Annotated in this window: 15 protein-coding genes; 7 read left to right on the top strand and 8 right to left on the bottom strand. The window is 70.3% G+C overall.

Features of this window, described 5'->3' with window-relative positions; translation table 11 throughout:
* Nucleotides 1–2: 2 nt before the first annotated feature.
* From QRX60_RS08405 to QRX60_RS08380, 6 genes are read right to left on the bottom strand one after another with little or no spacing between them, the layout of a single operon-like run.
* Nucleotides 3–1,385, bottom strand: a complete 1,383-nt coding sequence (locus tag QRX60_RS08405) for an MATE family efflux transporter (protein WP_286000205.1) — start codon at nt 1,383–1,385, stop codon at nt 3–5.
* Nucleotides 1,386–1,390: 5 nt separating this feature from the next.
* Nucleotides 1,391–2,671, bottom strand: coding sequence for a DUF4910 domain-containing protein (locus QRX60_RS08400; RefSeq protein WP_286000204.1), 1,281 nt, complete (start codon nt 2,669–2,671; stop codon nt 1,391–1,393).
* Complete coding sequence (locus QRX60_RS08395; RefSeq protein WP_286000203.1) at nt 2,671–3,690, bottom strand: NAD-dependent epimerase/dehydratase family protein; 1,020 nt, start codon at nt 3,688–3,690, stop codon at nt 2,671–2,673. The genes QRX60_RS08400 and QRX60_RS08395 overlap by 1 nt, the downstream gene beginning before the upstream one ends.
* Nucleotides 3,691–3,694: 4 nt before the next feature.
* Entirely contained in the window at nt 3,695–4,342 is a 648-nt protein-coding gene (locus QRX60_RS08390; protein ID WP_286000202.1) for a PIG-L deacetylase family protein, read from the bottom strand.
* Nucleotides 4,339–5,130, bottom strand: a complete 792-nt coding sequence (locus QRX60_RS08385; RefSeq protein ID WP_286000201.1) for a glycosyltransferase family protein — start codon at nt 5,128–5,130, stop codon at nt 4,339–4,341. Before QRX60_RS08385 ends, QRX60_RS08390 begins: the two co-directional genes overlap by 4 nt.
* Nucleotide 5,131: 1 nt before the next feature.
* Complete coding sequence (locus QRX60_RS08380) at nt 5,132–6,364, bottom strand: class I SAM-dependent methyltransferase (protein WP_286000200.1); 1,233 nt, start codon at nt 6,362–6,364, stop codon at nt 5,132–5,134.
* Nucleotides 6,365–6,563: 199 nt separating this feature from the next.
* Between QRX60_RS08380 and QRX60_RS08375 the strand changes: the two genes are divergently transcribed.
* The 4 genes from QRX60_RS08375 to QRX60_RS08360 are packed head-to-tail and all read left to right on the top strand — an operon-like array spanning nt 6,564 to nt 8,936.
* Nucleotides 6,564–6,932: a YrdB family protein gene (locus tag QRX60_RS08375; protein WP_286000199.1), complete on the top strand. Its 369-nt coding sequence runs from the start codon at nt 6,564–6,566 to the stop codon at nt 6,930–6,932.
* A 35-nt stretch (nt 6,933–6,967) separates the two neighbouring features.
* Nucleotides 6,968–7,306, top strand: coding sequence for a WXG100 family type VII secretion target (locus QRX60_RS08370; protein WP_286000198.1), 339 nt, complete (start codon nt 6,968–6,970; stop codon nt 7,304–7,306).
* Nucleotides 7,290–8,636, top strand: coding sequence for a colicin D domain-containing protein (locus tag QRX60_RS08365; protein WP_286000197.1), 1,347 nt, complete (start codon nt 7,290–7,292; stop codon nt 8,634–8,636). The genes QRX60_RS08370 and QRX60_RS08365 overlap by 17 nt, the downstream gene beginning before the upstream one ends.
* A complete protein-coding gene (locus QRX60_RS08360) occupies nt 8,637–8,936 on the top strand; it encodes a colicin immunity domain-containing protein (RefSeq protein WP_286000196.1) in 300 nt (99 codons plus the stop codon). It begins immediately after the preceding gene.
* A 57-nt stretch (nt 8,937–8,993) separates the two neighbouring features.
* Here QRX60_RS08360 and QRX60_RS08355 read toward each other — a convergent pair whose 3' ends face one another.
* Together QRX60_RS08355 and QRX60_RS08350 are read right to left on the bottom strand one after the other, a co-directional pair.
* Nucleotides 8,994–9,866 carry an LLM class F420-dependent oxidoreductase gene (locus QRX60_RS08355; RefSeq protein ID WP_286000195.1) on the bottom strand — a complete coding sequence of 291 codons (873 nt, stop codon included), beginning with the start codon at nt 9,864–9,866 and terminating at the stop codon, nt 8,994–8,996.
* Between the two features lie 40 nt (nt 9,867–9,906).
* Nucleotides 9,907–10,875, bottom strand: a complete 969-nt coding sequence (locus tag QRX60_RS08350) for a YncE family protein (RefSeq protein ID WP_286000194.1) — start codon at nt 10,873–10,875, stop codon at nt 9,907–9,909.
* 135 nt (nt 10,876–11,010) lie between these two features.
* Here QRX60_RS08350 and htpX point away from each other — a divergent pair, with 135 nt between their 5' ends.
* From htpX to QRX60_RS08335, 3 genes are read left to right on the top strand one after another with little or no spacing between them, the layout of a single operon-like run.
* Nucleotides 11,011–11,862 (top strand): zinc metalloprotease HtpX, encoded by an 852-nt coding sequence (gene htpX, locus QRX60_RS08345; RefSeq protein WP_286003532.1) that lies wholly within the window; start codon nt 11,011–11,013, stop codon nt 11,860–11,862.
* Between the two features lie 53 nt (nt 11,863–11,915).
* The gene (locus QRX60_RS08340; RefSeq protein ID WP_286000193.1) at nt 11,916–13,010 is read left to right on the top strand and encodes an LLM class flavin-dependent oxidoreductase; all 1,095 of its coding nucleotides are present in this window, start codon (nt 11,916–11,918) and stop codon (nt 13,008–13,010) included.
* A 1-nt stretch (nt 13,011) separates the two neighbouring features.
* Nucleotides 13,012–14,331 (top strand): NtaA/DmoA family FMN-dependent monooxygenase, encoded by a 1,320-nt coding sequence (locus QRX60_RS08335; RefSeq protein WP_286000192.1) that lies wholly within the window; start codon nt 13,012–13,014, stop codon nt 14,329–14,331.
* The last annotated feature ends 6 nt before the right edge of the window (nt 14,332–14,337 follow it).

Genomic DNA, 14,337 nt, shown 5'->3' with positions numbered 1-14,337 from the left:
CCTCATTCCTTGATCGGCTCTTTGATCGGCTCGAAGACCACGGTGGTTTCGTTGATCGTTTCTCTGAGTGGCGCGAAGACGATGGTGGTCTCGTTGGCCCCGGCGTCGTCCGCTGCTCGCGGCACGTACTCGCGCAGCCCGAGCCGCAGCTGCCACCACCAGACGGCGGACCCGGTGAGCGTCGCGGTCGCGACACCCCACGCGGACCCGGCCGCGCCATCCAGGAAGGCTCCGGTGATGCCGAACGTGACGTAGAACAGGGAGGCGATCAGCTGCGACCGCAGGCTCCGCGGAGCGGCGCCGAGTGCTCGGAGACCGGCCGCGGCGCCGGTGGCGAAGCTCGCGCCGACCACGGCGAGGGTGACCGGCAGGATCAGCGGGGACGACGAGTCCCACACCGAACCCATCACCCAGCGGCCGGCGGAGTCGGGGACCAGGAGCAGCAGCCCGAGGCCCCAGCACAGCGCGGCGGCGGCCTGGCCGCCGCCGAGGATCACGCAGAAGTGCTTCAGCCGGTGCGGTGCCCGCTGGAGCACCCGCGCGCCTTCTGCGACAGTGACCAAGGACAGCCCCATGAGCAGGGCCAGGAAGGGGCCGAGCAGCTGTTCGGCGCCGCGGACCGCGCCGACGGCCGTGATGCCGGCGATCGCGCCGAGACCGTACGCGCGCAGCTGGGACGCGCCGCTGTTGCTGACGTTCTCGACGAGGTAGCGGACGCTCAGGTCGCGCTGCCGCCGGAACCAGCCCAGCGCTTCCCGGGGGTGGGGGAGGATGCTGGTCTGGAACCAGCCGAACAGGGCCGCGACCGCGCCCGAAAGGCCCCAGGCCAGCACGAACGCGACCACGGTGTGGATCTGGGCGGCGATGAACAGCGCCGGCAGCAGGGCCACGCCCCAGACGCAGTCGTTGATGAACGCCTTCTTGCCCTCGCCCTTCGCGAAGAAGGCGAAGCGCCAGGCGTCCTGCAGCAGCAGGCCCGGCAGGACGACGGCGAGCGCGACGAACGCGTTGCCGAGCGGGCCGCCCGCGGCCAGCCCGGCGACCAGGCTGACCAGCCCGGTCGCGCAGCCGACGCCGATCGCGGTGCCGGAGGCGCTGGCGACCCCCAGGCGCCAGCGCGCCTCCGGCACCGCGCTGAACCGCACCATCAGCGGGTCGGTGGCCAGGCCGCGCGAGACGTTGAGCACCACGCCGTAGGTGACCCAGGCGAGGCTGAAGATGCCGAACGCGAACGTGCCGAGCGAGCGGGCCACGTACAGCCCGACGGCGAAGTTCGTCAGGCTCGACACCGCCTGGTCGCCGAGGCCCCAGCTCAGCCGTCCGGCCATGGCGCGCACGGCGCCGTTCCGGAGCAGCGAGCGAGGGGCCCGGCGATGGTTGGCCACGTCGCTCACTCCTTGACCAGACCGGCGTCGTGCAGGGCACGCGCCGCGACGTCCACGATGTCGAAGGACAACCCGGCCCGGTCGGCGATGTCGAGGAGCGAGTGCTCGCCGTCGGAGAGGTTGAGCACCCACAGCATCGCCATCTGGGCTTCCTTGGCGTCGCTGCGGCCGCCGAGCGAGTCGTACAGCCCGCGCTTGCCGAGCTGCGGCTCGCCGTACGGGCTGAGGTTGACGTACCGGCGGTTGCGGTCCAGGACGCCGAACGCGTCGCGGAGAGCGCCGAGGGTGTCCTCCATGGCCGCCGGCGATACGAAGTTCGGGTTGTCCGCCGAGGTGTGGTACTCGGGGTAGCCCGCGTACGGCGTCCGCGTCAGCGAGCCGACGCCGAGGTTGAAGCCCGGCGAGCAGAACTGGCGCTCGTCGTAGCCGTACGGCGAGAAGTCGACGACGCGGTGCTCGCGCGAGTGCAGCACGTGCTGCACGACGCGGTCGATCTCGGCGTCGCCGCGGCGGGACTTCTTGTACGTCAGCGATCCCGGGTCGCCCGCGCAGGCCAGCACCAGCCCGTGCTTGATCTTTTCGATCCGCGAAGAGTTGCGGGCCAGCCACGTGATCGAGCCGATCGTCCCCGGCATGAACAGGAACCGGTACGTGTAGTGCGGCTGGGTGAGCGCCAGCTGCTGGGCCAGCGAGACCGCCACCGCGATGCCGGCCAGGTTGTCGTTGGCCAGCGACGGGTGGCAGACGTGGCACGACACGATGACCTCGTCGGTGACGCGCCCCGGGACGACGTGCTCGCCGTACGTCAGCGAACCGTCGGCCAGGGTCGAGTCGATGACGACGTCGTACTCGCCGTCGGGCAGCGCGTCGAGCTTCTCCTGCGCGAGGCAGAAGCCCCAGGCCGGGGCGTAGTAGCTGGTCCGGTAGGGCACCCACGACGGCTGGTCCGGCAGCGTGTGCAGGTGCTCCCGCAGCTCGCTCAGCGGCATCCGCTCGTTCACCGGGACGCTGTACCCGACGACGTGCAGGTTCGACTCCCGGAAGTCGATGACGCGCGAGCCGTCAGGAGACGCGACGTACGCGTCCCGGATGTTCCACTCCTGCGGGATCGTCCAGTCCAGCACGGCCGTGCCCGTCGGAACCTCGTGCCGTTCCAGCTCGATGTGCTCGCCGATGATGTCCAGGGTCTGCCGCACGCCGTCGCCGGTGATGCTGCGGCAGATCGGGTACAGCCGCTCGACCAGGGCGTGCAGCTCCGCCCCGGTCCGCAGCTGCGGGCCCGCCACTACTTCCGCCGCAGGGTGGCGTCGACGCGGCCGGCTTCGCCCTCGCTGCGCAGCCAGGCGAGCCTGGTGAACAGCTTCTCGAACGACTCCCGGGTCAGCCCGAACCGGCGGTAGGCCTCGATGAGCTCGACGGCGCCGTCCTTGACCGACCACTCGCAGGCGAAGCCCGGGATGGCCTCGCGGAAGCGCGAGAAGTCGACCCGGTACGACCGCGGGTCGGCGCCGGCCTCGCCGGTGATGTTCAGCGTCGAGCCCGGCACGGCCTCGACGACCTCCTGGGCGATCTCGGCGACGGTGACGTTGTTGTCCTCGGTGCCGATGTTGAACGCCTTGTTGTGCACGGCCTCCTTCGGCGCCGTGAGCGCGGCGGTGAACGCGCGCGCGATGTCCTGGGCGTGCACCAGCGGCCGCCACGGCGTGCCGTCGGAGAGCACCAGCACCTCGCCGGACAGGTGTGCGTGCGCGGTCAGGTTGTTCAGCACGATGTCGCCGCGCAGCCGGGGCGAGTAGCCGAACGCGGTCGCGTTGCGCATGTAGACCGGGGTGAAGTCGTCGTCGGCGAGCTCGTGGACGTCGGCCTCGACGCGCACCTTCGACTCCGCGTACGGCGTCACCGGCTTCAGCGGGGCGTCCTCGTCGACCAGCTTGTCGCCGCCCGCGCCGTACACCGAGCAGGTCGACGCGTAGAGGTACCGCCCGACGCCGGCCTCCTTCGCCAGCTTCGCGAGCTTCACCGACGCGTGGTGGTTGATGTCGTAGGTCAGCTCCGGCGCGAGCGAGCCGAGCGGGTCGTTCGACAGCGCGGCCAGGTGGATGACCGCGTCGAACCCGGTGACGTGCTCCGCGGTGACGTCGCGCAGGTCGACGACCTGCCCGGCCGGGTCGGCCGGGGTGGGCCCGAGCAGGCAGTCCTCGAACAGTCCCGAGTCGAGGCCGACGACCTCGTGACCGGCGGCGGCGAGCACCGGGGCCATCACCGTCCCCAGGTAGCCCTTGTGCCCGGTCAGCAACACCCGCATCGGATCAGCCCTTCAGATCGAGAGTGAGTTTCTTGACGAAAAACGCTTCGGCGTACTTCGCGGCCGCTTCGATCCCGCGGATCCGGGCCAGCCCGAGGAAGGCCTCGCGGTCGTACCAGCCGCGGTGCCGCTGCGACGCGTAGTGAGTTTGCAGCAGCCGGACCTTCTCCTCGGCGACGTCGTCGTCGAGGGGCTGGTAGACCGAAGGTGCCCCGAGGTCGCCGTCCCACTTGACGATCTCGTAGCCCAGCGCCAGGTGGTCGCGGAACGCCGTCGGCACCAGCTTCGCGAGCCCGCGGTGGTCCTGGTGCGCGTCGTCGGTCCGCGGCGCCAGGATGACGTCCGGATCGGTCCGCCGCCGCAGCTCCTCCAGCGCGTTCTTGGCCTCTTCCCAGTGTGCCGGGAAGCGCCCGTCCGGCAGTTTCAGCACCGTGACGTCGAGCTGCGCGCCCGGGCAGAACGCCGCCAGCGCGGCCCGCTCCTCGTCCTCGCGGGGCGTGCCGCCGCCGGAGAGGACCAGCGCGTCGACCCGCAGGCCCGGCCGCGACGCGCACAGCGTCAGCAGCGTGCCGCCGGCGCCGATCGCGATGTCGTCGCAGTGCGCGCCGAGGGCGACGACGCTCTCGAGCCGTCCCGGTCGCAGCCCGATCACGCGATGCTCTCGGCGGGCTGCTCCCAGAGCGCCCAGGGCTTCTGGCCGCGGGTGTACGCGTCGTCGAGCGCCGCGCGCTCCTTGACCGTGTCGGTCGGCTTCCAGAACCCGCGGTACGGGTAGGCCAGCAGCCGGCCGCGCTTGGCCAGCTCGCCGCAGCCGTCGGCGACCAGGTCACCGTTCTCCGGGATGTGGTCGAAGACCTCCTGGCGGAGCACGAAGTACCCGCCGTTCTCCCACAGCGGCATTTCGCTGACCGCGGTGATCGCGCCGACCATGCCGCCTTCGTTCATCTCCACGCAGTGGAACGACGACTGCGGCGGCACGACCATCATCGACGCGCCCGCGTCGGTGTTCGAGAACCGCTCGATCATGTCCGGCAGCGGCGCGTCGGACAGGACGTCGGCGTAGTTCGCGAGGAACATCTCGTCGCCGTCGAGGTAGTCGCGCACGCGGCGCAGGCGCTCACCGATCGGCGACTCGATGCCGGTCTGCACGAAGGTGATCGTCCAGTCGGCGATGTCGGTCGACAGCAGTTCCGCCTGCCCGTTGCGCAGGATGAAGTCGTTGGAAATGGTTTCCTGGTAGTTCAGGAAGAAGTTCTTGATGTGCGCCGCGCCGTAGCCGAGGCACAGGATGAACTCCGTGTGGCCGAAATGCGCGTAGTAGCGCATGACGTGCCAGATGAGCGGTCTCGGTCCGACCATCGCCATCGGCTTCGGGACGTCGTCGGCCGCGCCGTTGCGCATCCGCATCCCGTAGCCACCGCAGAAGAGAACGACCTTCACTTCAAGACACCTCGACGATTTCCAGGCGGGGGATGGGGAACACGAGCTTTCCGCCCCAGGCACCCACGAACGACAGCTGTTCGGTCAGTTCCTCCCGGAGGTTCCACGGGAGGACGAGCACGTAGTCGGGCCGGTCGGCTTCGATCCGCTCCGGGGGCAGCACCGGGATGCGCGTGCCCGGGGTGAACCGGCCGTGCTTGTACGGGTTGCGATCGACCGTGTACGGCAGCAGGTCCGTGCGGATCCCGCAGTGGTTGAGCAGGGTGTTGCCCTTGCCCGGGGCGCCGTAGCCGACGACGGTCTTCCCGTCGTTGCGCGCCTCGATGAGGAACTTCAGCAGGTCCAGCCGCACGCGGGTGACACGTTCGGCGAACTCGGTGTACCCGGACAGCTCGTGCAGCCCGGCGGCCTTCTCGCGCTCCAGCACGTCGGTCATCCGCTCGCTGGGCTCGCCGGCCACCTCGGCCGGGCGCGCCCACAGCCGGATCGACCCGCCGTGCGTCGGCACCAGCTCGACGTCGACCACGGTCAGGCCGCCGGTCGCGAGGGCCCGGCGCGCGGATTCGACCGTGTAGTACTGGAAGTGCTCGTGGTAGATCGTGTCGTACTGGTTCTTCTCGATCAGCGTGAGCAGGTGCTGGACCTCGATCGAGACCCAGCCGTCGTCGGCGACCAGGGCGCGCAGGCCCTTCGTGAAGCCGAGGACGTCGGGGATGTGCGCGTAGACGTTGTTCGCGGCGACCAGGTCGGCCGGCCCGTGCTCCTCACGCACCTGCCTGCCGGTTTCCTCGGAGAGGAAGGCCGTCAGGGTGGGCACGCCGGCGTCGCGCGCCGCCTGCCCGACGTTCACCGAAGGTTCGACGCCCAGACACCGGATGCCGTGCCCGACGACGTGCTTGAGCAGGTAGCCGTCGTTGCTGGCGACCTCGACGACGAACGACTTCTCGCCGAGCCCCAGCCGCTCGACCGCGCCGTCGACGTACCGCTTCGCGTGCTCCACCCACGACGTCGAGAAGGACGAGAAGTAGGCGTACTCGGTGAAGGTGTCGTCGGGGTCGATCAGCGGCGGGATCTGGGCGAGCCAGCACTCGGTGCACACCTTGAGGTGGAGCGGGAAGGTGGCTTCCGGCTCGTCGAGCTGCTCGGCGGTCAAGAATCGCTCACACGGGGGAGTGGCCCCGAGGTCCACCACGCTGGCCATGTTTGTCGAACCGCAGAGTCGACATGTGGTCATCTACCAGGCTCCTTGGCTCGCGGTCGCGATGTGCGCTTAACACGTCGAGCAGGGGTGGATCGTCGTTACAGCGACGCGTGGCGGCGTCGTGGACCGATTCGGAACCGCAACCTGATCGGCCGAACTGTGGCCGAGATCACGAACTGTGCTCAGCTGTACCCGTAACGTCCACAGTGGATCGGGGCCCTAGGCTGGCCCGATGACTTCGGGAACGGGTCCCCGCCTGAGCGGGGTCGCGGGCGTGGTGCTGACGGTCCGCTTCCTCACCGAGCTGGCCCTGCTGGGCGGCCTGGCGCTGGCCGGCACCCAGCTCGGCAGCGGGGTGGCGCTGGCGATCGTCGACGCGGTCCTGCTGCCGCTCGCCGCGGCCGCGGTCTGGGGCCTGTTCGTCGCCCCGCGGGCCCGCCGCCGGCTGCCGGAACCGGCCCGGTTCCTGGTGGAGTTCGCCCTGTTCGCGGCCACCGGGGTCGTGCTCGTGCTGGTCGGCTGGGTGGTGTGGGGAATCGTGCTGGCGGTCGTCGGCATCGGCGTCGCGGCGCTGACCAGGCGTTTTGCCAGGGACGGCTGACTTACCGCTCGATTACCCATCCCTGGGCGGCTAGCGTGACAGACCGGAAGCGTTCGGTCACCGGGGAGGGTGAATTGGGTACGCTGAGGGTCGATTTCGCGGCGCTGCGAACGCGCGCGCAAGACCTCAAAACTGCCTTCGACGAGGCCGAAGAACTGCTCACGCGGCTCGAAGAGGAGTTGGCGGAGGCGTTGGGCGACTGGCTCGGCGACGGGCAATCGGCGTTCGCGCGACGCTATGCCGAATGGGTCACCGCTGCCCGCGAACTGCACGCCGACCTGCCTCGGATCCGGGACGTCGTGCTGGCGGCACACGACAACCACGGCGCGGCGTTGTCGGCGAACCTGGATATCTGGCGTGGCGCGGATCGATGAGGGCGGTGCACCTCAGGGGGTCATCGACGTCACCCCGGAGGACTTCCACGCCGTCGCTCTGGGGTTGGCCGATGGCCAGGAGCGGCTGCACCAGATCCGGCTGAAGCTGTTCACCGCGCTGGACGGCAATGCCGGCGCGGCCGGTGCGGGCGATGGTGCCGACGCTTTCGAACGTGCCTACCAGGAAGCGATGCACACCGCGGTAGCGGCGTTCTTCCGCGCCTACGACGTGCTCGGCTCGGTCGCCGCGGGGATCGACCAGGCTGGTCTGAACCACTGGAACGCCGACAACGCGTCCCGTCCGCAACCGGGTCCGGCGCCGTGGACGCCGTTGATACCCGCGAAGGCCGCGGGCAGTCCGGCGTGGCCGGGCCTGCTGGGGCCGGAGGAGTGGTGGCTGCCCCACGAGATAGCCCGGTACGTGCCGAACGCCGACACGGGCAGGCTGACGAACATCCAGATGGCGTTCGAGCAGGCCGGCGACGCGGTGCAGGCGCTGGCCGCCGACCTCAAGAACCGGATGTTCGCGTTGGTGGAGAACAACGATGCCGCCGACGTCGACGCTCTGAACGACTTTTGGGACCGGCTGGCAGGCGGTCACGACTCGGCGATCTTCTTCGTGCTCCCGCAGTTCCTCCAGAAGCTGTCGACGGCTTTCGCCGACTTCCGGGTCTGGGTCGTCGACACCCGCGAGCGGATCGAAGACTCGGTGCGCGACGTCGTCGACGGGGCTGGACTCGGCCTGGCGATCGCGGGGATCGCCACCATCTTCACCGACGGCTTCTTCGAGGTCCTCGCGGGTGCTGCCGAGTTGCTGGGGATCGACGTCATCGGCCTGTTGGCCGGCCCGGTGGCGGAGATCTCGGCCGGAGCGGTGGCGACGCTCGAAGGGGCGGAAGTGATCGGAGCCGTCGCCGGCGGCGTGACGGCCATGGCGATGGCGGTCGAGCGGACCCCGGAGCCGAACATCGAGCAGGCGGACACCGCGAAGCTCGGTGACGAGCTCGGAGACCAGACCGCGCGACTGCCGGAGCCGAAGTACCCCGAGAAGCAACTGCAGAGCCATTTCAAGCACGCGAAGGACTTCGGCGTGGACTCCAATTGGAGCCGCGCGGCCGCCAACGAGTACGAGCAGGCGCTCCGGCGGTTCGCCGAAGATCCCGCGAACGAGGTGAACCTCGCCGGCACCTACCGCGGCGATCCCGCTATTCTGATCTACAACCAGTTTTCGCGGGTGTGCGAAGTCCTGCGGCCCGACGGCACGTATTGGACCGGCTGGAAGCTGAACCCGCAGCAGTTGAAGAACGTCGTGGAACGGGGGTCGCTCTGAATGGCGGAGCACGTGGATCCGGCGAAGGTCCGGACCGATCTGCGGCAGTACGTCGAGCTGATCGACCTCTTCGTTTCCGGTGCCATCGGCGCTCCCGAGTTCGAGACGCGTTATCTGGCGCTCGCCAAGGCGGATGAAGCGATTCGGGACCAAGCCGCCTACGACGTCCTCCAATGGCTTTTCGGTGACGTGGACGAATACTTCGACGATCCCGACGAAAGTCCGGAGGAGCGAGCGAAGGCGGCTGAGCTGCTTCGTGGACAGGCACGAGACGCGCTCGCCAAGCTGATCCGGTTCTGAACCAGAACTCGCTGAGGCTCCCGCGCCGCAACGCGGAGGCCTCAGCGAGCCCGTGGCTCAGATCTTCTCGGCGGCCGGGATGACGTCGGTGCCGAACTTCTCCAGCACCGCCGGCTTGTGGACGTGCGGGACCATGCCCAGTGCGACGTCGATGCCCAGCCCGTGCAGCCGCTCCAGCTCCTGCAGCAGCTCGCCGGACTTCTCACCGTTCTCGCCGATGTCGAGGATGTGGTAGACGGTCTTGGTGATCGAGTCGTAGTCGCGGCCCTCGTTCTCGCAGTGCTGCTTGAGGACGTCGAGCTTGTGCTCCAGCTCGGGGCTGTTGAAGAGGTTGCACTGGTCGGCGTACTTGGCGACCAGCCGCAGCGTCTTCTTCTCGCCACCGCCGCCGATCATGATCGGCGGGCGCGGGTCCGACAGCGCCTGCGGCACGTTCAGCAGCCGCGAGGCGTCGAAGTGCTTGCTCTTGAACGGCTCGTCGCCGTCGGCCCACATCTGCAGCACGTACTGCAGGTTCTCCTCCAGCAGCTCGAAGCGCTCCGCGACCGGCGGGAAGGGGAAGCCGAGCCCGCGGGACTCGTCCTCGTTCCAGCCCGCGCCGATGCCGAGGATCGCGCGGCCGCCGGAGAGCACGTCCAGCGTCGTGATCGCCTTGGCCAGCAGGCCCGGGTGCCGGTAGAGGACACCGGTGACCACGGTCAGCAGCTTGGCGCGCTCGGTGTGCGCGGCGATGAAGCCGAGGGTGGTGTACGCCTCGAGCATGTCGTTTTCGACGGGGCCGACCCCGCCGATCTGGAAGAAGTGGTCCATCACGGCGATGGAGTCGAAGCCCGCGTTGTCGGCGGTGCGGACGACGGCGGCCAGGTCGGCGCCCAGCGCGGACGCCCCGTTCGGCCAGGTGAAGTCGGGGATCTGCAGTCCGAGTTTCATAGTCTCCGACCGTATACCTGGAGTTACCCCAGCTGCGTACTCAGAAATCGCGCACGAGGGAAACCCTGCCGTGCAAGGGATCCGTGACGAACACCGTGCGCGTGCGCTGGTCGACCGCGACGTCGCCCGGGTTGACGCCCAGCGACAGCTCGCCGGTCAGCGTCCCGGTCCCGCCGTCGATCCGGCTCAGCCCGTTCTGGCCGCCGTTGGTGTACACGGTGTTCGTTCCCTGGTGCACCGCCAGCGCGGACGATTCGCTGCGCAGCAACACGGTCTTGCGCTCGACGCGGGTCGCCGCGTCCACAATGGACATGTGGTGGATGCCGGAGTTGGCCACGTACACGGAACCGCTTTCGGCGTGCACCGCGACGGCGGTCGGCCGCGCGCCGACCTTCACGCTGGCGACGAACTTCCCGCTGTCGATCGAGAACACCTCGAGCGAGTCCGTGCCGGTGCTGGCGCAGTAGGCCAGCTTGCGGCCGGCGTCGACCGCCACCCCGCCGAGACTCGGTTTCGGGCCCGGCACGAGCGCGGCGAGCGTGCAGCTGACGCCGTCGAGCACGGCCAGCGTGCCGGTGTCGCCGCTGGCTGCGTAGACGCGGTTGGCCTGCTCGTCCACGGCCAGCGCGGACGCGCCGGCACCGGCGCCGATCACGCTCACCAGGTCGTGGGTGCGGCCGTCCAGCACCACGACGGTGCCGGCCGGCGGGTTCGCGACGTAGATCCGGTTGGCCTTCGCGTCGACCGCGACCGCACCGGGGGCGCCGCCGACGCTGATCACCGCGCCGGCCGCGGCGGTGCGCTGGTCGAGGACCGTGACCGTCCCGGCGTCGGGATCCGTGACGTACGCCAACCCGGTGACGGGGTTCACCGCGACCGCGGTGGGCGCCCCGCCGAGCTCGATCGAGCGGACGTCTTCGGCCCGCGCGGACCCCGGCAGGACCAGGGCCCCGGCACCGGCCGTGACCAGGGCGAACAGGGTCCTTCGGCCTATCGGGCGACCTCGCATCGGCGCCTCCGCTCTTGATCAACTCGCCTGCCGAGCCTAACCCGCGCGATCATCACGTGAAGGAACTTCGCGTCCCCCGATCGCGTTGTTTCCACTGGGTAACCACGGGGAATGAGCGGACGGAGGCGAGCGCGCGTGCACGGGCACCAGAACGGACTGAAGACGGCGATGCTGCTCGGTCTGCTGTCGGCGATCATCATCGCGATCAGCGGCCTGTTCGGCCGGGGCGCGCTGGTCATCGGCTTGATCATCGCGCTGGGGATGAACGCGTACGCTTACTTCAACTCGGACAAGCTGGCGCTGCGCGCGATGCGCGCCCGGCCGGTGTCCGAGGTCGAGCAGCCCGCGATGTACCGGATCGTGCGCGAGCTCGCGCACGTCGCCCGCCAGCCGATGCCGCAGCTCTACCTCAGCCCGACCGTCGCGCCGAACGCGTTCGCGACCGGCCGCAGCCCGCGCCACGCGGCCGTCTGCTGCACCACCGGCATCCTCGACCTGCTGGACGAGCGGGAGCTGCGGGCCGTGCTCGGCCACGAGCTGTCCCACGTCTACAACCGCGACATCCTCATCTCGTGCGTCGCCGGCGCGCTGGCCAGCGTGATCAGCGTGCTCGCGAACATCGCGCTGTTCTTCGGCGGCAACAACCGCGACGGCAGCCCGCTGGTCAGCCTGATGCTGATCTTGGTCGGCCCGATCGCGGCCGCGGTCATCCGGATGGGTGTCAGCCGGTCGCGGGAGTACCAGGCCGACGCGTCCGGCGCGGAGCTCACCGGCGACCCGCTCGGCCTGGCGTCGGCGCTGCGGAAGCTGGAGGCCGGGACGCGGGCGCGGCCGCTGGTCGCCGAGCCGCAGCTGGTGTCGCAGTCGCACCTGATGATCGCCAACCCGTTCCGTCCCGGCGAGGGCCTGAGCAAGCTGTTCTCGACGCACCCGCCGATCGCCGACCGCATCGCGCGGCTCGAAGAGATGGCCCGCCGCACCTTCTGATCCCAGCTGGTGGGAGCGGGAATCCGGCTTTCGCCCACGGAGTTTTCCCCGGCATGGTCTCCGCAGAGCTGCACCTGGGCGTCGCCATCGACGGGGCCGGCTACCACCCGGCCGCCTGGCGGGTGTCCGCGGCCGAGCCCGCCGCGCTGTTCACCTCCGGCCACTACCTGAAGTACGCGAGGCTGGCCGAAGCCGCTTCGCTCGACTTCGTCACCCTCGACGACTCGCTGGCGCTGCAGTCCGGCGGCGAGGAGGTCGTGCGCGGGCGCCTCGACGCGCTGCTCACGCTGTCGGCCATCGCGCCGGCGACCAGCCGGATCGGCCTGGTCCCGACGGTCACCACCACCCACACCGAGCCGTTCCACGTCTCGACGTCCGTGGCGACCCTGGACTACGCGAGCCGCGGCCGCGCCGGGGTGCTCGCGGTGCCGTCCCTGACGGACGCCGAGGCCGCGCACTTCGGCCGCCGCCCGGCTCCTGCACCACAGGACGGGGAGGCCGAGACCGCCGAGGTCCTCGACGTCATCACCCGGCTGTGGGACAGCTGGGAGGACGACGCGATCATCCGCGACGCCGCTTCCGGCCGGTTCGTCGACCGCGGGAAGCTGCACCACGTCGACTTCGACGGCCGCTTCTTCAGCGTGAAGGGCCCGTCGATCACCCCGCGGCCGCCGCAGGGCCACCCGGTGACCGCGGTCTACGGCGACTCGCCGCACGCGGTCGGCGCCGACCTGGTCGTGACCCGCGCGGACCACCTCGACGCCGTGCGCGCCGCGGTCGCCCGGTTCCCCGGCGCCAAGGTCCTGGCCACGGTCTCGATCGTGCTGGCCGAGACCGAGCAGGGCGCCCGCGACCGGCTGCACCAGCTGGACGCCCTGGTGCCGTTCGAGCCGGCCGGCCTGGCGTTCGTCGGCACCCCCGCGCAGCTGGCCGCCGAACTGCCCCGCTGGGCGGCCGAGACCGGCGTCGCCGGCTTCCACCTGCGGCCCGCCGTCCTGCCCGACGACCTCGACCTGCTCGCCGGCGAGGTCGTCCCGGCGCTGCGCGCGGCCGGCGCGTTCCGGACCGGCTACCGCGGCACGACCCTGCGCGACCACCTCGGCCTCGGCCGGGCCGTCAACGCCTACGCCGTCACCCCGGGAGCCTGAGATGACCAAGCAGATCAAGCTCGCGGCGCACTTCCCCGGCGTCAACAACACGACGGTGTGGAGCGATCCCGCGTCGGGCAGCCAGATCGACTTCGCCTCCTTCGAGCACTTCGCCCGCACCGCCGAACGCGGCAAGTTCGACTTCCTCTTCCTCGCCGAAGGCCTGCGGCTGCGCGAGCACGCGGGCAAGATCCTCGACTCCGACGTCGTGGGCCGGCCCAACACGACCACCGTGCTGGCCGCGCTGGCGGGAGTCACCACGCACCTCGGCCTGGCCGGGACGCTGTCCTCGACGTTCAACGAGCCCTACGAGGTCGCCCGCCAGGTCGCGAGCATCGACCACCTCTCCGGCGGGCGCGCGGCGTGGAACGTCGTGACGTCGCCGGACGCCTGGACCGGCCAGAACTTCCGCCGCGGCGGTTTCCTCAAGCGCGAGGACCGCTACGCGCGCGCCGAGGAGTTCCTGGCCACCGTGCGCGAGCTGTGGGACAGCTGGCAGCCCGGAACCCTGGTGGGGGACAAGGAGAACGGCGTCTTCGCGCGCGACCCCGGCAAGTTCGTCCACAGTGGACCGCAGTTCGACATCCACGGCGAGTTCACGCTGCCGCGGACCCCGCAGGGGCAGCCGATCGTCATCCAGGCCGGCGACTCCGACGAAGGCCGCGAGTTCGCCGCGAAGGCCGCCGATGTCATCTTCAGCCGGCACGGCACCCTCGAGGACGGGCAGACGTTCTTCCACGACGTCAAACGGCGGCTGGCCACCTACGGCCGCGAACACGGCGAGCTGCTGATCATGCCGGCCGCGACGTTCGTCCTCGGCGACACCGACGCCGAAGCCGAGGAGCACGCGCGCGAGATCCGGCTCCAGCAGGTGCGGCCGGCGACCGCGATCCAGTTCCTCGAGCAGGTGTGGAGCCGCGACCTGTCGGGCTACGACGTCGACGGCCCGTTGCCGGAGGTCGACCCCGACCCGGACGCCGAGCCGCTGACCTGGGGCCGCGTCCGGCACGAGAAGGACCAGCTCGCGCTCGCACGCAAGTGGCGGGCGCTCGCGGAGGAGAAGAAGCTGTCGATCCGCGAGCTGGTGATCGAGGTCACCGCGCGCCAGCAGTTCGTGGGCTCACCGGCGACCGTGGCGGAGACGATCGACGAACACGTCCGGTCCGACGCGGCCGACGGGTTCGTCCTCGTGCCGCACCTGACCCCGACGGGCCTCGACGAGTTCGTCGAAAAAGTCGTCCCGCACCTGCAGGAACGCGGGGTGTTCCGGACCGGGTACGCCGGGCCGACGCTGCGCGAGCAGCTGTTTCGAGTGCGCTGAGTAGCA

This window comes from Amycolatopsis mongoliensis (genome assembly GCF_030285665.1).
GTDB classification, from domain to species: domain Bacteria; phylum Actinomycetota; class Actinomycetes; order Mycobacteriales; family Pseudonocardiaceae; genus Amycolatopsis; species Amycolatopsis mongoliensis.
Note: the sequence above shows the minus strand (reverse complement) of the source record. Positions and strands in the feature narration are given on the sequence as shown.